Annotated in this window: 17 protein-coding genes and 1 other RNA gene; 13 read left to right on the top strand and 5 right to left on the bottom strand. The window is 36.2% G+C overall.

Annotated elements, in window-relative coordinates; all coding sequences use genetic code 11:
• Positions 1–67: 67 nt before the first annotated feature.
• An RNA gene (gene ffs, locus PXG98_RS15470) (signal recognition particle sRNA small type) lies at positions 68–166 on the bottom strand.
• A gap of 134 nt (positions 167–300) precedes the next feature.
• On the opposite strand from ffs, the gene PXG98_RS15475 reads away from it, so the two are divergent.
• The 8 genes from PXG98_RS15475 to PXG98_RS15510 all read left to right on the top strand — a co-directional run bounded on the left by PXG98_RS15475 (position 301) and on the right by PXG98_RS15510 (position 8,162).
• Positions 301–1,347, top strand: a complete 1,047-nt coding sequence (locus tag PXG98_RS15475; RefSeq protein ID WP_276392631.1) for a glutaminyl-peptide cyclotransferase — start codon at positions 301–303, stop codon at positions 1,345–1,347.
• Between the two features lie 2 nt (positions 1,348–1,349).
• Entirely contained in the window at positions 1,350–1,760 is a 411-nt protein-coding gene (locus tag PXG98_RS15480) for an acyl-CoA thioesterase (RefSeq protein ID WP_276392633.1), read from the top strand.
• A gap of 5 nt (positions 1,761–1,765) precedes the next feature.
• Positions 1,766–3,286, top strand: a complete 1,521-nt coding sequence (locus tag PXG98_RS15485; RefSeq protein WP_276392634.1) for a right-handed parallel beta-helix repeat-containing protein — start codon at positions 1,766–1,768, stop codon at positions 3,284–3,286.
• A gap of 140 nt (positions 3,287–3,426) precedes the next feature.
• Complete coding sequence (locus PXG98_RS15490; protein WP_276392635.1) at positions 3,427–4,158, top strand: LytR/AlgR family response regulator transcription factor; 732 nt, start codon at positions 3,427–3,429, stop codon at positions 4,156–4,158.
• Positions 4,159–4,300: 142 nt separating this feature from the next.
• The gene (locus PXG98_RS15495; protein WP_276392636.1) at positions 4,301–4,447 is read left to right on the top strand and encodes a hypothetical protein; all 147 of its coding nucleotides are present in this window, start codon (positions 4,301–4,303) and stop codon (positions 4,445–4,447) included.
• Positions 4,448–4,606: 159 nt separating this feature from the next.
• On the top strand, positions 4,607–6,643 hold the full coding sequence (locus PXG98_RS15500; RefSeq protein WP_276392637.1) for a tetratricopeptide repeat-containing sensor histidine kinase: 2,037 nt from the start codon (positions 4,607–4,609) through the stop codon (positions 6,641–6,643).
• Positions 6,644–6,684: 41 nt separating this feature from the next.
• Positions 6,685–7,359, top strand: coding sequence for a response regulator (locus tag PXG98_RS15505; RefSeq protein ID WP_276392639.1), 675 nt, complete (start codon positions 6,685–6,687; stop codon positions 7,357–7,359).
• 143 nt (positions 7,360–7,502) lie between these two features.
• The gene (locus PXG98_RS15510; protein ID WP_276392641.1) at positions 7,503–8,162 is read left to right on the top strand and encodes a hypothetical protein; all 660 of its coding nucleotides are present in this window, start codon (positions 7,503–7,505) and stop codon (positions 8,160–8,162) included.
• Between the two features lie 46 nt (positions 8,163–8,208).
• Here the strand turns inward: PXG98_RS15510 and glyA are convergent, their stop codons facing one another.
• The gene (gene glyA, locus PXG98_RS15515; protein WP_276392643.1) at positions 8,209–9,486 is read right to left on the bottom strand and encodes a serine hydroxymethyltransferase; all 1,278 of its coding nucleotides are present in this window, start codon (positions 9,484–9,486) and stop codon (positions 8,209–8,211) included.
• Between the two features lie 112 nt (positions 9,487–9,598).
• Here glyA and fahA point away from each other — a divergent pair, with 112 nt between their 5' ends.
• Positions 9,599–10,873: a fumarylacetoacetase gene (gene fahA / locus PXG98_RS15520; RefSeq protein ID WP_276392645.1), complete on the top strand. Its 1,275-nt coding sequence runs from the start codon at positions 9,599–9,601 to the stop codon at positions 10,871–10,873.
• Between the two features lie 112 nt (positions 10,874–10,985).
• Positions 10,986–12,173 (top strand): hypothetical protein, encoded by a 1,188-nt coding sequence (locus PXG98_RS15525; RefSeq protein ID WP_276392647.1) that lies wholly within the window; start codon positions 10,986–10,988, stop codon positions 12,171–12,173.
• 30 nt (positions 12,174–12,203) lie between these two features.
• Here the strand turns inward: PXG98_RS15525 and ytxJ are convergent, their stop codons facing one another.
• Entirely contained in the window at positions 12,204–12,599 is a 396-nt protein-coding gene (gene ytxJ / locus PXG98_RS15530) for a bacillithiol system redox-active protein YtxJ (RefSeq protein WP_276392649.1), read from the bottom strand.
• Positions 12,600–12,756: 157 nt separating this feature from the next.
• Between ytxJ and clpB the strand changes: the two genes are divergently transcribed.
• Together clpB and PXG98_RS15540 are read left to right on the top strand one after the other, a co-directional pair.
• Positions 12,757–15,357 (top strand): ATP-dependent chaperone ClpB, encoded by a 2,601-nt coding sequence (gene clpB, locus PXG98_RS15535; RefSeq protein WP_276392651.1) that lies wholly within the window; start codon positions 12,757–12,759, stop codon positions 15,355–15,357.
• A gap of 110 nt (positions 15,358–15,467) precedes the next feature.
• Positions 15,468–16,064, top strand: coding sequence for a TetR/AcrR family transcriptional regulator (locus tag PXG98_RS15540; RefSeq protein ID WP_276392653.1), 597 nt, complete (start codon positions 15,468–15,470; stop codon positions 16,062–16,064).
• 1 nt (position 16,065) lies between these two features.
• Here PXG98_RS15540 and PXG98_RS15545 read toward each other — a convergent pair whose 3' ends face one another.
• Entirely contained in the window at positions 16,066–17,715 is a 1,650-nt protein-coding gene (locus tag PXG98_RS15545) for a PorP/SprF family type IX secretion system membrane protein (RefSeq protein ID WP_276392655.1), read from the bottom strand.
• A 92-nt stretch (positions 17,716–17,807) separates the two neighbouring features.
• Here PXG98_RS15545 and PXG98_RS15550 point away from each other — a divergent pair, with 92 nt between their 5' ends.
• Positions 17,808–18,350: a SixA phosphatase family protein gene (locus PXG98_RS15550; protein WP_276392657.1), complete on the top strand. Its 543-nt coding sequence runs from the start codon at positions 17,808–17,810 to the stop codon at positions 18,348–18,350.
• On the opposite strand, the gene PXG98_RS15555 is transcribed toward PXG98_RS15550, so the two are convergent.
• Complete coding sequence (locus tag PXG98_RS15555; protein ID WP_276392658.1) at positions 18,328–19,077, bottom strand: DUF6503 family protein; 750 nt, start codon at positions 19,075–19,077, stop codon at positions 18,328–18,330. The two genes, PXG98_RS15550 and PXG98_RS15555, sit on opposite strands and share 23 nt — an antisense overlap.
• Between the last annotated feature and the right edge of the window lie 30 nt (positions 19,078–19,107).

The following is a 19,107-nucleotide window of genomic DNA, read 5'->3' on the forward strand; positions in this document are numbered from 1 at the left end:
GGACGCTTAAAATAAAGAGAGAATGTGAAAAAACTAAACTGTAAATAGAACAAAGGAAGATAACAAAAAAAGGCAAGCTACCTACATCGCACCGCTACAACCACATACCCTTGCTGCGTTCCCACCCTGGGGGATTTTGTAGGAGCTGGTCGTGTAGGACTTGCCCGGCGGCAAATATACAATCAATTTAAATTTGCTACAATCGTTTTAGGGTCTTATTTTCGCTTTCATCCAATTAATGGAGATTTAAAATGTATAATACTAAGGATACAACTTATTAATCTCTGAAAAAAATATACTATGAGTCTTTTGAAGCTTCTTATTACCACTAGTATTGGTATTCTATTTCTAGCTTGTGAGGGAGAGACTACGGCAGCAGATCTTTTCGAAATTAAAATAGACGGAAAAAAGAAAAGTTTTCGTCAAAACGATAGAATAAATGTTAGTATACGGAATAAAAAAAACAAACAAATAGATCGTATTAGTTATTCTATTGACGGAAAAGTACTAGAATTAGAAAATGGTCTTCTTCCTTTAAATATCTCCAAACTCGGGAATAAAAAGCTTAAAGCAGTTATTGAATATGAAGAGAACACGGCCGAAGTTACCACCAGTTTGCGAGTCTTAGCCAAAAACGCCCCGACTATATACACCTATGAAATTGTAAATCAATATCCGCATGATTTAAAATCATATACACAGGGTTTAGAGTTTTATAAGGACACGCTTTACGAAGGAACTGGCAGCGGAGGTGCGGCAAAATCCTATATTCGAAAAATTGATTATAGAAGTGGTAATGTTTTGCTTCAAAAAGACTTAGAGAAGCCTCATTTTGGAGAGGGAATTACAATTTTAAATAACAAACTCTATCAGCTGACATGGAAGAGTGGATTTGGCAGAACCTATGATCTAAGCAGCTTTAATAAAACTCGCGAATTTAGATATAACCTAAGTAAAGAAGGTTGGGGATTATGCAATGATGGTGCTGTCATTTATAAAAGTGATGGAACTGAAAAAATATGGCTTTTAGACCCGAAGACGATGCAAGAAATGTCCTTCATAGAAATCGTCACCAATAAGTCTATCTTCAATATGGCTAATGAATTAGAGTATGTAAATGGTAAAATTTATGCAAACGTTTGGCAGAAAGAAAGCATTATGATTATTGATGCCAAGAGTGGCGCCATCGAAGGTGTTATTAATATGGCTGGTCTAAAAGAGAAAGTTAAAAAGCACAATAATCTTGACGTACTAAATGGAATTGCTTACCACCCTGAACGACAAACCTTTTTTGTTACTGGCAAAAATTGGGATACTCTTTTCGAAGTGAAATTCTCTCCCAAGTAAGTATGGAAGCTTTTCAAAAAAAGATACTCGTAACAAACGAAGATCTAGACGAACTAAAACATGTAAATAATGTAAGGTACGTTCAATGGATACAGGATATTTCCAAAGAGCACTGGGATAAGCTAACTACCGCCGCCATTCAAGAAAAAGTTATTTGGGTAGTTTTAAATCACAATATCGACTATAAAAGTGCCGCTGTTTTGGGAGATGAAATTTTGTTAAAAACCTATATAGAAAGTTCTAAAGGAGCCCTTTCGATTAGAGTTGTTGAAATGTTTAACAATCAAACCCAGGAGCTTTTGGTCAAATCCAAGACAAAATGGTGTTTATTAAATCCCGATACCTTGAAACCCATACGAATTTCCGAGGAGATACGTTCTCTTTTTATAAACGTCACTAAGTATCCAAGTTAAGTCTTATGCGCAGCATTCTATTATGCTTTTTTCTAATCCTTTGCTGCATTTTTTACAATTCATGCAGAAAAGACTTTACTTATGAAAAGAGCAATGGACAGCTACTATTTTCAAAAGATACCGTTTATTTAGATACTGTATTCAGCAATATTGGAAGCAGTACTTATTCCCTAAAAGTCTACAATGATACAAACACCGACCTTGAAATACCGAATATTCGTTTGGGGGAAGGAGAAGCCAGTGGGTATCGTTTAAATGTAGATGGCGTAGCGGGCAAGGAATTTAGCAACATCCCTTTATTCGCAAAAGATAGTCTCTATATATTTATTGAAACAACATTGGATGTAAGTGATTTGGACGTAAATGAGTTCTTATATACCGACGCTATTTTATTCGACCAAGGAAGTTCTGAACAAAAGGTAGAACTAGTTACCCTGGTAAAAGATGCTCATTTTCTTTTTCCTGCCACTAATCCGGATGGAACAAAAGAAACAATAACCATAGGGGTAGATGATAAAGGAGAAGAAATTGTAGTGGAAGGTTTTATTCTAAAGGATGATCAGTTAGACTTTACTAAGGAAAAGCCCTATGTAGTTTATGGCTATGCCGGTGTGGCTGCTCAAAAGAAGCTTACTATGGAAGCGGGGGTTAGAGTTCATTTCCATAAGAATTCGGGTATTATTGTGAGCGAGGGCGGCAGTATGGAAGTCAATGGAGCTATAAGTAGCGATTCGCTCCTATTAGAAAATGAAGTAATATTTGAAGGAGATAGGTTAGAATCAAATTTCAGTAATACCCCTGGCCAATGGGGAGGAATTTACCTTGCCAAAGGTAGTTCTAACAATAGGATAAACCATCTCACTATAAAAAATGCCAGCAGAGGAATTTACCTAGAAGGAAGTAGTAGTAACACAGATTCCGATCTTATCATATCCAATTCAGCAATTTATAATTGCACTCTAAATGCTCTCTGGGTACAATCGGGAAACATACAAGCTCAGAATTTAGTGCTTGGAAATGCAGGCAATGGAAGTCTTGTATGTCAAGGTGGTGGAATCTATAGATTTGTACATTGCACCATAGCCAACTATTGGAGCAATGGTTTTAGAATAGGCGCAGCTCTTCAGCTCTCCAATAGTGGTGCGGGCATCTTTGATGACTTACAAGCCGAGTTTCTTAACTGTATAGTAGATGGTAATTCTTTCCAGGAATTGAGCTTAATAAAAAGTCCGGATAACATTTTCGATTTTAAATTCACCAACAGCCTTATAAAATTTAGAGATTTTGAAGATCTTTCCACTGCGGATCCCTTATATGACTTTGAAAATCAAGAGTATTATCAAGACATACAACTAAACCAAGCAGCAGATTTTCTTAACACCTCAAAAGAAGACTTTCGATTAGGTCCTAATTCTTCTGCTGTAGGAAATGCGCAATTGGAGGCCGCCTTAGAAGTTCCCTTAGACATAATTGGGATTAGCAGAGTAGAAGACCCAGATATTGGTGCCTATCAGTCAGAATTCTAGGATTAGCAAGATTATTTACGCCTAAATTCGCGCAAAAGCATGTATTTCAACGAATAAGCTATAAAACCATAAGAATTCTATGGTTTTTTTATAGTACCTTATGAAATAGGTTTACTACTTTGTACCCAATTATCTTAGGCATGGAGTACTCATACACCATTATAGATTCGGAAGCTACCTCTAAATTGCAACTACAGCATTATTTAGAGGATTATGGAGAATTTATCTGCCTCGGAGAAGCACGAGCCAGTGATGAGGGATTAAACCAAATTCTAAAACATTCCCCAGATATTGTATTCATAAACTTAAACGAGCAGGCTACCAACTATTTTGGAATGGTCAAAGAACTGTATCAGTATATAAATACCATTCCGCTAATTATTGGTGTATCTAAAGGTAAAAAATATGCTTACGATGCCATAAAGAATAATTTCTTTGATTATTGGCTTACGCCGTACAATGAATTCGACATAAGAAAAACCATCCTCAAGCTCAAAAAATTATTTCCAAAAGAGGAAGTGAGTAAAACTATTTGTTTAAAATCTTATAAAGACTTTCAATACTTAGATGCCAAAGAAGTTTTGTATTTACAGGCAGACAATAACGCTACAGATTTCATTATGAAGGACGGCAGTAGAATTAGTGCCTTCAAAACTTTAAAGCATTTTGAAAATCAATTACCTGATAATTTTATTAGAGTGCACCAAAGTTACATTCTTAACACCGATTTTGTTTCAAGAATTAATTACGGGAAGTCTATCTGTGCTCTTAAAGAAAGTAAAATACAGCTCCCATTCTCTAAATCGTATAGAGAAAATGTGGATGGGCTAAAACAAATACTTTCAAAAAATGCCATTTCCCCTCTGAATTAGTCAGATTCTCTCAGAAAAGGCACCAATACTCATAGATTCGGCCATTTCACTAAAACAACCCTAAAATTCTCGATGAAACTACTTATAACCAGTAGTTTAGAAAAATAAAACAACTTCTAATCCAACCTAAAATCTAAATAAAATGAAGAAAGTATTAAGTATTTTGTCCGTGTTTGTATTATGTATTGGCATGTATTCTTGTGAAGTAGATAGCGCTGAAGATCAAGCTCTATATGAGAAAGCTACCGATGGAGATGAAAATCAGACAGTAAGAAGAACTCGAGGATAAGTTCCGAAAACCCCTCACACCACCACACTTTATTTGTACCGGTCTAGGTAAGTGTTATGATGCTGTGAAATAAATAAAAATAGAATGCCCTAAATATAATATTTAGGGCATTTTTAATTACTTTGCTTTACAACCTAAGCCACCATATTGTTGTCCTCTATGTTTAAACAAATCTTGTTTCCAATCTATTTATTCTTCATAATTCTAGCTTGTCAGGATCAAAATGACTTCAGAGCAAATAACACCAATATATCTTTAGGAGATAGTATATCCCTTAATCTTAGTAAACTAAAAAGTAACACAGAAACTACCGCATCTAAAGATTCTATATTTAATAGGTTAGAACAAGCCATTTCTAAAATAAAGATAGATTCTACGCGATTAGAAAAGCTGACTGACTTATCTCTTCTTACCCTAGAGCTGGGTGATTCCCTTAGGTTTAAGAAGTTCAATAAACAGGCCATTGCTTTAAGTCTAGAATTAAGAGATTCTATTGCTTCAGCAGGACTCTATTGGGATTTAGGTAACTTTTACGACGCTAATTTCAAAAAGGATAGTGCTTACTATGCCTTCGTTAAGGCGCAAAAAGTATATAACAACTTAAACAGGACTTATGAGACTAGTTTAATGTATTACAATATGGCTGTTATTCAGAAAGACATTAAAGACTTTACAGGTAGTGAAATCAATGTCATAAAAGCCATTGAGGGTTTTATTCCTTTAGAAGATAACATCCATTTGTTTACAAGCTACAACCTTCTTGGAACTATTGCAAAAAGTCTAAAACAGTTCAACTTAGCACAAGATCATTTTAAAACTGCGCAGATCTATTTAAACAAAACCAGTTCTTCGCCCCTAAAAGAACAATCCCAAAGCGCTCTTAACAATAATATTGGAAACGCCTTCAAAGAGGAAGGCGATTTTGAGAAAAGTATCATTTATTTTGAAAAAGTTCTCGAATCGGATAGCCTTTTAATCAAATCTCCTGAAAGCTATGCCCGGACACTAGACAATCTAACCTTCAGTAGATTTATGTCCGGTAATAGGAAAGAAATAGAATATGGCTATTTAAAAGCCTTGCATATTCAGGATTCCTTGTTTTTTTTAGAAGGAGCAGCTATAACAAACTTTCATTTAGCGGAGTATTATTTGAGCCAATCCGATTCAACAAAAGCCAAATCGTACGCCGTCGAATCCCTTAGATTATCCAATTTAAGTAGCGCGCCTAATCAGACACTAGCCACATTAAGGCTTTTATCATTAATAGAGCCCAGGAATGCTTCAACATTTTTAAGCAGACATTTAGAGTTAAACGACAGTTTAACTGAATTAGAAAGAAAAACCCGGGATAAATTTACCCGAATTCGTTTTGAGACAGACTCCTTTATAAAAGAGAATATAGTTCTAACCAAGCAAAAACAGTTATGGGTTGGAATATCAATTGGTTTATTTTTAATGGCTCTTGCGATATATACCATAATTTATCAGAGATCTAAAAATCGAAAACTCATCTTTTTAAAACAACAACAGGAGTCTAACCAGGAAGTATTTAATCTTATGCTTTCTCAAACACAAAAAATTGAAGAGAGTAAACAAACCATTCAGCGGCGGATTTCAGAAGAATTGCATGATGGGGTTTTAGGCCAGATGAACGGAATTAGAATGGTTTTACTAGGGTTGAATAAGAAAAACGACCTTAAGGCGGTTAATCTCCGAGAAGATGCTATTGTTAAATTACAAGCTCTTCAAGAGGAACTCCGAACAATATCACATGAACTAAATAGTGCTTCCCACCAAAAATTTAATAATTTTAGTACCTCTGTAGATAGCCTTTTACAAGATACTTGCATGCCGGTAGGTCTTGAGTATAAGTTTGCATACGATAAAAGCTTAGACCTGGATAATCTAAGTGGAGATATTAAGATAAATTTATATAGAATAATACAAGAATTACTTCATAATACCGTAAAATATGCCTCGGCGAGTGAGGTCTTAGTAAAAATAGAAGGCGATACTGACCAATTGCGGATTACGTTTGTAGACAACGGTGTCGGTTTCGATCCAAAAAAGAGAAAAAACGGTATTGGTTATAAAAATATTGGGTCGCGTATTAAAAGGTTAAAAGGAAGTTTGCAGATCTCTAGCGCCCCGAACGAAGGAGCGGAAATTATTATTTTAATTCCAAATAATTATTGATTAAAATTAAGGGGCGCAATAAAAATTTGAGAATATAATTTATGGATGTTATAACAGTATTAGCGGTAGATGATCATGAAATGACCACCTTGGGTTATAAGTTCATCCTTGAAGATATAGATTTTAAAGATTATAAGGTAAAAGTAGAAACGGCTAAAACCTATGTAGAGGCTATTGAAAAAATTAATAATTCAATTAAACGCGCAAAAGGGTATGATGTTTTACTTCTTGACATCCAATTAAGCAATGGAAATGAAGAGAATTCAGCTAATGGAGAAGACTTAGGTATCTATGCAAGAAAACATATACCTACAACCAAAATAGTCTTTATGTCTTCTTTTAGTGATAATTATAGAATTAATAGCATTCTTTCAACCGTAGACCCCGAGGGTTATATGGTTAAAACGGAAATCGATAAAAAGTCCTTGGAAATTATGATCCCCATTGTATTGCATAACCCACCATTCTATTCACAAAAGGCTTTAGCGGCAATTAGAAAGAAAATGGCTAATGATGATATAGTTCTGGATGAAAATGACAAAAAAATTCTTTATCATTTATCCAGGGGTATTAAAACAAAGGATATGGTAAATTACGTTTCCTTATCTCTTCCAAGTATAGAAAACAGAAAACGCCATCTTAAGTCTTTATTTGGTGTTGAAAAACAAACAGACCAAGCCCTAATTATTGAATCACAAAAGAGAGGGTTTTTATAATTCAGATCGCTAAACACCTTAATAAAACTGTTTCAGTAAATTTGATTTTATATAAAAACCATATTTATTCTATGGTTTTTATATAACTGACTGTGATTATTAAAATTTACTTTTGATTTAAATCAATTTAGATTTAGTAATCTATGCAAAACCCCCTTCAGAAATTCGGTGATCATTTTCATCTTAAAATTGGACAAAATCCCGACATACAGGGGTTACAGGATTTTAAGAATAGACTGGAAAAGGACTACTTTTCTGAGGTAGTTGTACGAACAATTCCAATAAATGCCAACAGTACAAATCTTATTATAGAATTAGATTGCAATTTTAGTCTTGTTGAAATATTATCGCATCTACAGAAAGGCAACTGGGGCGCAACTTCTGGCGTAAGAAGCACATCTCCTTTAATCAATGCTTTAGATTCCCTACGAAAAATTAACAGCAAAATTATTGATATAGAGGAATTCTCGCTCTACTTAAAAGATTCTTCTATAATCATCAAGAATATTTATAAAAATAGTATTCAAGAACAGCTGAATGCAATACTGGGTTTTACCGCATTACACTATGTACATTTTACAAAAAAAATGACTGAAACTCCTTTTGAAATTTATGTTCCTGTATTTGGAGAAGACATATTCGAAAAAAACACGCAAATAAGAAACATAAAAAGAAATAATAACCACCAGCGAGATTATTTTAAATTCTGGGGTCTTTATTTTGAGTCTGAAGAAGACGCTCTTATCTATAATCTAAAGGATAAAAGCTTTATTCCGGGAGACTTACTTATGTTAAACGATTAATAAAGTATTTAAAAGGTAATCTTCCCCTTGTAATTTAACCTCAACGTTAGTTAGCACTAAACAAAGGTCGATGTTCCATCAAAGCATTGACCTCTTTTTTTACCTTAACTATTTCTTGATCATTCTCCGGCTGGGACAATACCCTGTCTACCAGATCAACAATTAAGGACATATCCTCTTCCTTAAGTCCTCTTGTAGTAATAGCCGCAGTACCAAATCTGATTCCTGAGGTAACAAAGGGGGATTTATCGTCAAAAGGAACCATATTTTTATTTGCAGTAATATCTGCATTCACGAGGATAGTCTCTGCATCTTTTCCGGTTATATTCTTGTTTCGAAGATCAATCAACATCATATGGTTGTCTGTCCCGCCTGAAATTATTTTATAACCTTTAGCTACAAAGGCTGCCGCCATTGCTGCCGCATTTTTTTTCACCTGAAGCATGTAATGGAGAAATTCATCTGTTAAAGCTTCCCCAAAAGCGATTGCTTTTGCTGCAATTATATGCTCTAATGGCCCGCCTTGATTCCCCGGGAATACAGCCAAATTTAGTAAAGCAGACATTTTACGCAGATTTCCATTTTTAAGCCTAATGTTAAATGGGTTCTCAAAGTCTTGTCCCATTAGTATTAAGCCCCCTCTTGGTCCTCTTAAGGTTTTATGTGTGGTCGTAGTAACAAAATGACAATGTGGAATAGGGTCGTTAAGAATACCTTTAGCGATTAGACCGGCGGGATGTGCTATATCGGCTAATAAAAGGGCTCCCACCTTATCCGCAATACTTCTGAACCTCTCAAAGTCCATATCTCTGGAATATGCAGAGGCACCAGCAATAATTAATTTTGGCTTTTCTGCAAGTGCAATTTCTTCAATTTTATCGTAGTTTAAGGTTCCAGTCTCTTCTTCTACACCATAAAAAACTGGCCTGTAGAGTTTCCCTGAGAAGTTTACAGGGCTACCATGAGTAAGATGCCCTCCATGGGAGAGGTCAAAACCTAAAATGGTATCTCCAGGTTGCAGACAAGCCTGAAACACTGCAGCATTTGCCTGAGAACCCGAATGAGGCTGTACGTTGGCATAGACAGCTCCAAATAACTCTTTAGCCCTGTCAATGGCCAATTGCTCTACTTGGTCAACAATTTCGCAGCCACCGTAATATCTCTTTCCAGGATATCCTTCTGCATATTTATTGGTTAATACGGAACCAGCTGCTTCCATAACCTCCGGGCTTGTAAAATTCTCCGAAGCAATAAGCTCTATACCGCTTAATTGACGGTGTTTTTCAGCCTCGATTAGATCAAATATTTCGTAATCACGTTCCATAAAAATTGTCTTCTGTTAAATGAGCGGTAAAAATACAAATTGAGAAACTTTAATAAGAAGAAAATAATATATTTGATAAGGATTTTATTAAATATCAATTAACAATTGAATTATGTCGAATAAAGCAAATGATCCATCATTAAGTTCATGGATTTCTGTTTCCCCAAACTCTGATTTTCCGATTCAAAATATTCCCTTTGGCGTATTTTTAACTAGAGATGATGTAATTACTATTGGAACACGCATTGGGGACTATGCCATAGATTTAGGAGCACTTCATCAACTTGGATATTTTAATGACATCCCATTAACCGATGACATTTTTTTACAAGATACCCTAAATGATTTTATTTCCGATGGGCAAAAAACTTGGCGACTGGTTAGAGATAGAATCAGTGAGATATTTGATAGTACAAATCCTATACTAAGAGAAAACATTGAGCATCAAAAAACCGTGCTGTTTACTATGGAAGAAATCGAGATGCAATTACCCGTCCAAATTGGGGATTATACGGATTTCTATTCCAGTAAAGAGCACGCCACGAATATCGGTAGCATGTTTAGAGATCCTGAAAATGCCCTTTTACCCAATTGGTTGCATATTCCTATTGGATATCACGGTAGAAGCTCTACCATAATAACTAGTGATACCAAGATTAGAAGGCCTAAAGGACAAACTAAACCAAAGGGAGCTGATAAACCTATTTATGGACCATCTAAAATGGTTGACTTTGAATTAGAAATGGCTTTTATCACCACCGACGCCAACAAATTGGGAGAAACAATTCCAATAGAAGATGCTGAGAAATATATATTTGGATTAGTACTATTTAATGATTGGAGTGCCAGAGATATTCAAAAATGGGAATATGTACCCCTAGGACCTTTTAATGCTAAAAATTTCGCTTCCTCCATTTCCCCATGGATAGTTACCTTAGATGCGCTGCAACCTTTTAGGGTTGCCAGTCCTTCTCAAACACCGGAACCTCTGCCCTATTTAAGGCAAAAGGGAAATAATAGCTACGACATTAATTTAGAGGTCTCCATAACCCCGGAGGGAGGAGTCCCAACCACTGTTTGCAAATCGAATTTTAAATACATGTATTGGACAATGAGCCAACAATTGGCTCACCATACTTCCAATGGCTGCAAAGTCTTGAGTGGAGACCTAATGGGAAGCGGTACAATCTCTGGCAGCACTCCAGATTCTTATGGTTCTATGTTAGAACTTGCATGGCAGGGTACTAAACCTCTTCGTTTAGAAGGTGGCCAAACACGCACTTCTATTGAGGACTACGATACCGTTACCCTAAAAGGATATTGTAGCAATGATGAGGTGAGAATAGGTTTTGGACAGGTTCTTACCCAATTACTACCGGCCAACTAGCCTAAACACCTTTTATCTAATTTATACGATTGTTACTCCTTTTTCGTTATGAAAAATAAAGGTTTTGGCACGGCTATTGAATAATAGCTTCCAAACCCCATAATTAACAGTCATGAAAAAAGTAGTACTATCTTCAATTATTTTGGTTTTAATATATGCCTGTGGAGGTGTAAAAAAAACCCAAGAAGCTCTAAATACAGGAAACTATTATAGGGCAATAAACACATCTATCAGAAACTTAGCCGATAATAAAACCAAAAAGAATCATCAACCCTATATTTTCTTATTAGAAGAAGCATATGGTAAAAACACCCAACGAGAATTGGAGAAAATAGCCTTTCTACAAAAGGAAGGCAATCCGGCTAACTACGAAGCTATATATAGAAGTTATAGCCAATTAAAACAGACGCAGGAACGCATCAGACCTTTATTACCCCTGTATCTTATTGAAGAAAATAGAGAAGCTAGATTCGCTTTTAACAATTATGACAACAATATTCTGGTAGCCAAAGAAAATCTTTCGGACTACCTATATGATAATGCCTCAGCTTTGTTACAAAATGCATCATTTAAAGAAGACTACCGAAACGCATATAGAGACTTTGCCTATCTGAATGAACTAAGCCCTGGTTATTTAGATGCCAGATTAAAAATGGAAGAAGCATATAGTAAAGGGCAGGATTATGTTAAAGTACAGGTGGTTAATGAAACAGAACAGATTGTACCCAGTAGACTGGAAGAAGAATTATTAAATTTTAATACCTATGGTCTGGATGATGAATGGACACAATACCATACTAATCCTATTGCAGATATCAAATATGATTATGAAATGTTAGTAGCCTTCAGAACTATTAATATATCTCCTGAGCAGGTTCAGGAAAGGCAAATAGTTAAAGAAAAGCAAGTGAAAGATGGGTATGAAATATTACTAGATGAAAATGGTAGAGCAGTAAAAGATAGCCTTGGGAATGAAATAATGATAGACCGCCTAAGAACTGTAAGTTGTAATTATTATGAATTTACACAGTTAAAAACGGCACAAGTAACAGGTAATGTGAGTTATATGGATCTTCGACGTCAACAACAGCTCAACACCTACCCTCTTAGCAGCGAATTCATATTTGAACATGTTTATGCTCACTATAATGGAGACAAAAGGGCTTTAGATAACAATCTACTTCCTTTAACCAATCAGGTGGCCGTACCGTTTCCTTCTAATGAACAAATGGTCTATGATGCCGGGGAAGACTTAAAACTAAAATTAAAGGATATCGTTGTCAGACAACGTTTCAACTAAAAAAAGGCCCGACTAGTTGTCGGGCCTTTTTTATATATATTGCTTTAGCTCTATAGTATTAATTCCACTATGGGAATCGTGTTCTACAACCTTACCATTGCGCACAATTAATAATTGAGGAGATTCGTGTGCAATTCCAAATTTTCTGCTGATTTCATTGGAAATATCTCGATGTCTATGTAAATCCAAATAATAGAGGCGGGCTTCATTTTCTTCCAGTGCAAATGATGATTTAAACCTCCTTAATACCATATTACTTATTCCACAACTCGTAGAATGTTTAAAAACTACCTGCATTTTCTCATGTGAATCTTCTGTGATTGCCTCTAGTTGATCCATGTCTTCCAAATCTATCCATTCTGCCTGAACTTCCTTCGCCTCATCCGAAGAACGTTTCCCATTAAACAACCCATTAAAAAGTCCCATAGTAAAATTTTATTGTTTAAAGTTAATCAAGTATAAAACCTGACTTATTGTCGCTATTTTATTCGTATTAAGCGCCATTTTGTCGCCACCACTCCCTTGGTAAGATTGTTGCCATATACTAAACAAAATTAAACATTAACGACATAAAACATATATAATGAACATAAATAATTTCACAATAAAAGCACAGGAGGCTATACAGCAGGCGCAATTAATTGCGCAGGGCTTTGAACACCCACAAGTAGACAACGAACATCTTTTTAAGGCAATATTCGAGGTAGACGAAAATGTACTTCCGTTTTTACTAAAGAAGCTAAACGTAAACGTTGCGATGGTAAATCAGATACTAGATAAAGAGTTAGAAAGTTTCTCTAAGGTTTCAGGAGGGGAACTTATTTTTTCTAAAGAAGCTGGTAAGACACTAACAGAATCGAATGTTATTGCACGCAAAATGGAAGATGAATATGTTTCCATAGAACATCTAATTCTGGCCATTTTTAAGTCAAAAAGCAAAATAGCGCAAATCTTAAAAGACCAAGGAGTATCTGAAAAAGCATTAGCAACAGCAATCAATGAACTCCGTAAAGGAGGTAAGGTTACTTCACAAAGTGCAGAAGAGACGTACAATTCCCTGAATAAATATGCAAGAAACTTAAATGAACTGGCAGATAAAGGAAAACTAGACCCAGTTATTGGAAGAGATGAGGAGATAAGACGAATTCTTCAAATTCTATCGCGACGCACCAAGAATAATCCAATGTTGGTTGGAGAGCCAGGTACGGGAAAAACAGCAATTGCCGAAGGTCTTGCCCATAGAATTGTTCAAAGAGACGTACCAGAGAATTTAAAGGATAAAATAATCTATTCTTTGGACATGGGTGCACTTATTGCCGGAGCTAAATACAAAGGAGAATTTGAAGAAAGACTTAAGGCCGTAATTAAAGAGGTCACCAGCTCTGACGGGAATATTGTACTGTTTATAGACGAAATTCACACCTTAGTAGGAGCCGGTGGCGGACAGGGCGCAATGGATGCTGCGAACATTCTCAAACCTGCACTTGCCAGAGGTGAGTTACGAGCAATCGGCGCTACTACTTTAGATGAATATCAAAAGTATTTTGAAAAAGACAAGGCTCTGGAAAGGCGTTTTCAAAAAGTAGTTGTCAACGAACCCGATACGGAAAGCGCCATTTCTATCCTCAGAGGATTAAAGGAAAAATATGAGGCGCACCATAAAGTAAGGATAAAAGATGAAGCCGTAATTGCAGCCGTAGAACTTTCTCAAAGATATATAACTAACCGTTTTCTTCCGGATAAGGCTATTGACCTAATGGATGAGGCTGCATCTAAATTGAGAATGGAGATTAATTCCAAGCCCGAGGAATTAGACGCGATGGATCGGAAAATAATGCAGCTTGAAATTGAAATTGAAGCTATAAAACGAGAAGATGATCAGGCCAAGTTAAAGGTTTTGAACGCCGAACTGGCGAACTTAAAAGAGGATAGAATCGAGATTTTCACAAAATGGGAGGGAGAGAAATCCGTAGTAGATAATATTCAAAAAACAAAGCAGGATATTGAAAACTATAAACTGGAGGCAGAAAGAGCGGAAAGGAATGGGGATTATGGAACCGTAGCAGAAATACGCTATGGAAAAATAAAAGATGCGCAAGAATCCTTAAACGTATTGCAAAAAGAATTGTCCATCCAACAAGAAAAAGGAACGTTAATCAAAGAAGAGGTGACCACCGATGATATTGCGGAAGTTGTGGCAAAATGGACTGGAATTCCTGTTACCAAAATGCTTCAAAGCGAAAGAGATAAACTCCTTCAATTAGAAGGCGTCTTGCACCAGAGAGTTATTGGACAGGATGAGGCAATCAATGCGGTTTCTGACGCCATAAGAAGAAGCAGGGCTGGCTTACAAGATGCAAAGCGACCCATTGGCTCTTTCCTATTCCTTGGTACCACCGGGGTTGGAAAAACAGAGTTGGCTAAAACCCTAGCTAGTTATTTATTCGACGATGAAAATGCGCTTACAAGAATTGATATGAGTGAGTATCAAGAAAGACATTCTGTGAGCAGACTAGTTGGAGCACCTCCAGGATACGTCGGCTATGATGAAGGAGGGCAACTTACTGAGGCCGTAAGAAGAAAACCTTATTCTGTAATTCTATTAGACGAAATTGAAAAAGCCCATCCCGATACTTTTAATATATTATTGCAGGTATTGGACGAGGGTAGACTTACAGACAATAAAGGTAGGGTGGCAGATTTCAAGAACACTATTATCGTAATGACGAGTAATATTGGAAGCCATATTATTCAGGAAAAATATGAGAATATTCCAGATTTAGAAACGGCCGGGGATGCGGCTAGAATTGAAGTCCTTGGACTGTTGAGAAAAACGATTAGGCCGGAATTTCTAAATAGAATAGACGATATAATTATGTTCACTCCGCTAAATAGGGAAGATATTACGGAAATTGTAAAACTCCAATTAGCTCAATTGAGCAAGATATTGCAAAAGCAACACATTACTATAGACGCTACAGATGAAGCCATAAGTTTCTTAGCGGAACGCGGGTTTGATCCTCAATATGGTGCCAGACCTATTAAAAGAGTTATCCAAAAAGAGGTGCTGAATAGCTTGTCTAAAGAGCTCTTGAGTGGTAACATTAGCGCAGAGAGTATTGTCTTAATTGATTCCTTCGACGACGAACTTGTGTTCAGAAATCACAATGAATTGGTTAAATAAAACGAGTGAATTATACATTTAGCCTTCTCCTAGAAATAGGAGAAGGTTTTTTTTGTTTTTAAATACCATACAGTATATAGTTTTTTTATCTTCGTTAAAAAGGATTTCATATGGCATCTAAAGCAGAAAAAACAACAGCATACATTATTGACACTGTTGCCCCTATTTTTAGCAGACAAGGTTATGTCGGTACAAGCATGAATGATTTAACAGAAGCAACGGGTTTAACCAAGGGAGCGATATATGGTAATTTTGAAAACAAAGAAGCTTTGGCTTTATCTGCTTTTGAATACAATAGCAATAAACTTTTGAATGCCATTGATGAACAGTTGGAAATAGAAGGGACTGCCTTAGAAAAACTATTTCAGCTTACTAAATTTTATAAGAATTACGATGTTTTCACTTTTAAAATGGGTGGGTGCCCGGTTTTAAATGTGGGAATAGATGCTAAACATAACAATAGATTATTAAGAGCTGCTGCTGCTGAAACCGTCCGTGTTATCGAAGGTAAAATTGCCTTAGTTTTAGAAAATGGTGTTAAAAATAATGAGCTAAGACTACCCGTAACTCCTTTGCAGTTTGCCAAACAACTTTACACCATGTTACAAGGAGCTATTGCTATGGCAACAATGAGTGATGACAGGAAATATTTAATAAACACCGTGGCCTATTTGGATCTGCTTATTCAAAAAGAAATTACAAAATAACTTACTCCCCTATTACTCGGAATATCCATGTCTTATCTGGATATTTACCTCCGTATTTACTGTCTCTAGCCTTTCTAGCCTCTTCCATAGAATCGTAACGTTTTAAATAGACATAGTTGTACTTATTTTTCGTCCTATAGAAAGATTGAGGGTTCAATCCCTGGTCCGTAAGCTTTTTCATAAAGGCATTGTAATAGGTTTTCGTTCCAAAAACATTGGCAATCAGATAGAAGCCTGGGGCTAAGCCATCCTCTGTTTTAACTTCTTCATATTTCTCCCCTTTCTCCGGGGTAATGGGCTCTGGAGTTTCTGCCAGCTGTTGCTCTTCTAATGCTTTATTAATGGAATCTTGTCTTCGTTCCTCCATTTTCTGTGCTTCTGCCAGGGCTTCAGCCTTTTTTACGGCATTTATAGAATCTTGACGCCTTTCCTCTTTTTGCAAGATCTGTGCCGCTAATAGCTCTTGCTGAATAGTTTTAATGGAATCTTTTCTTTTTTGCTCCCGCAGCTGTTCTATTGCGAGTTGCGCATCTTTGTTTGCCTTGGCAATAGAATCATTTGCTCTTTCTTGTCTCATCCGATTTGCCAATAGTTCCGACTCTCTTGCAGCTATCGAATCTTGTTTTCGTTCTGCTTCTTGAAGGGCTAGTTCTGCAGCTATACGCTCTTGCTCTTCTTTTTGTTCAATTTCTTCAAGTTCATCTACAGCCGCTGGCTCTTCTTCCGGGACCTCTTCCGACTTAAATTCTTGCGCTCCAAAACTAAAGGCAGTAACAAGTTCTATCGTTGGGTCTTCTCCTTTTAATTCCCCGCCAGTTCCAAATTCTATTAAAGCACCGAATGAAAACTTCTCAAAAAATCGGCCCCCAGCTCCCGCAGAAATACCATAAAAGCTATTGAAACCAAGCTGGCCCCAATACTTTGGGTGAGAATAATACCCGTTAAACCCAAGTTGATTTTTAAATTCTGGCAATCTCCTATAATATATAGAAGGTCTAATGTACGAAGTCATGGGATTGTCTAAGGTTCCTAAGGGAATATCATAACTTCCTAACAATGTATATATTTTCCCGGTAGTACTGGCAAGACCTTCCTCCTCGGTAAAGTTGTAGTCTACAATATTTTCCATTGCGATACCAAAACTTAAGGTGTTGTATTGTAATCGTACTGCAGGTGCCAACTGTAAAATAAAGCTATTTCTTTCTTCAAATTGAGGAAAGTCAAAATCAGGATTTTGATTAAAAGGATCGGCTAGTTCTCTCTGATAACCAATAAGGTTTACCCCAACTGCAATAAAGGTAGAAGAGTTGAGCTCAAAGTTATAGGCATAATTAAGAATTCCCCCGGTATTTACAAATACGCCTGTATTATTCTGAATAAAACCTGCGCCGATAGCAGATTCATTATTTAACTTTCTGGTATAGTTAAAAAAGACGGTAGTAGGGTCTGCATCAATAGACTGCCACTGCCATCTGGTCCATAAGGCAACGGACTGTGGATCGTTCCGGTCTAATGAAAAAACCGGACTTAGTAAACTACTATTAAATTGTGTGAGGTTATGCTGTCTAAAATCCGTAGGAAGATTAGGCTCCTGTGCTTTTACAATAAACACGGTGAAAACCAAACAAATAAGGAGGTTTTTTTTGAGCATAAACTAGGAAAAAACGTGGGTTTAACATACTAATTTCACCGAAATGCAGTTACATAAGAGCATGCCGACAAAAATAATCAAACCAACCGATTATGAAAACATTTAAACTTTTATTATTTACTTCATTAATACTTTGTTTTATCTCTTGTAAAGAAGAACAAAGTGCTGTTGAAACACCAGAAGCTATTGTCTCTACGTTCTACTTTATTAGACATGCCGAAAAAGATAGATCAGATCTCGGTAATATAGACCCAGAACTTAATCAGAAAGGCCTGGGAAGAGCCATGCATTGGGCTGAAATACTACAAGACGTTTCCTTAGATGCTATTTATACTACAGACTACGAAAGAACTGCCATGACAGCAGCGCCATCGGCTGTAAAACAAGATTTAAACGTTACTTACTACGACGCAGAAACGGTAGACATCGTTCAATTTAAAAACAATCACCTCGGACAAAACGTTTTGGTAGTTGGCCACAGTAATAGCACGCCCGAATTTGTGAATAAAGTCCTTGGGGAAGAAGCATATCCGCCCATGGATGATTATGATAATGGAAGTTTATTTATTGTACAGATTACAGGTAATAAAGTAAGCAGTCAGCGTTTACATTTTAATTGTAACTGTCCGGACTAACCTTTATATCTTCCAAAATAATTGAAGATTTTAATGGAATTCTTTGTTGTATGAATTTTTCTTCAACCTCGAATACAGAAACCTCTCCGTCTTCACCATAATTCCTATAATCTACAAACCTAATACCATTAATAACCCTTTCGTTATAAGCTTCTCTAAAACGAACTCCTCCATCATTAACACTAAACTGATAGGCTAAGTAATCAACCTTAAAATTCTCTTTATTAAACCAATACAAATAAACATCATCAAAATCATCTCCTCCATCCTCTTCATTAAACGTCACCTCCACAACATAATAATAGGTCTCTTCTATCTGGGTCTCCCCTAGCAATTTCTTAATCACCGCTTTATCGTTTAATCCTTCTGGCAAGTAAGCGAAATAGTGGACCGAATTTATCGAATTTTGATACTTTCTAGCTGTAGAATCGGCCAGACTTACTAATTCATTATTTACATATCTTTCAAAACCTCTGGGCGAATAAACATCCCTTATTTGATTACTGTCCCTTATAAAAATCCTTTCTAGCACCTTACCTCTTTTACTTCTACTTCGTTTGTATAGAACATTTCTAAAAACAAAAGATACTTCACTTTGGCTAAGCAAGTGGCCTCCGGATGCTTCAATAGATTTATCAATAATTTGTTGTGCTGTTAGTTTATTTACACTCGCTTCTTTACAGGAGAGAAATAAAGAGCTCATAGCAAGTATTATGTATCTATACATTTTTAATATTTTAAACCATTATCGAAAAAC

Source organism: Eudoraea chungangensis, from assembly GCF_029360665.1.
Lineage (GTDB): Bacteria > Bacteroidota > Bacteroidia > Flavobacteriales > Flavobacteriaceae > Eudoraea > Eudoraea chungangensis.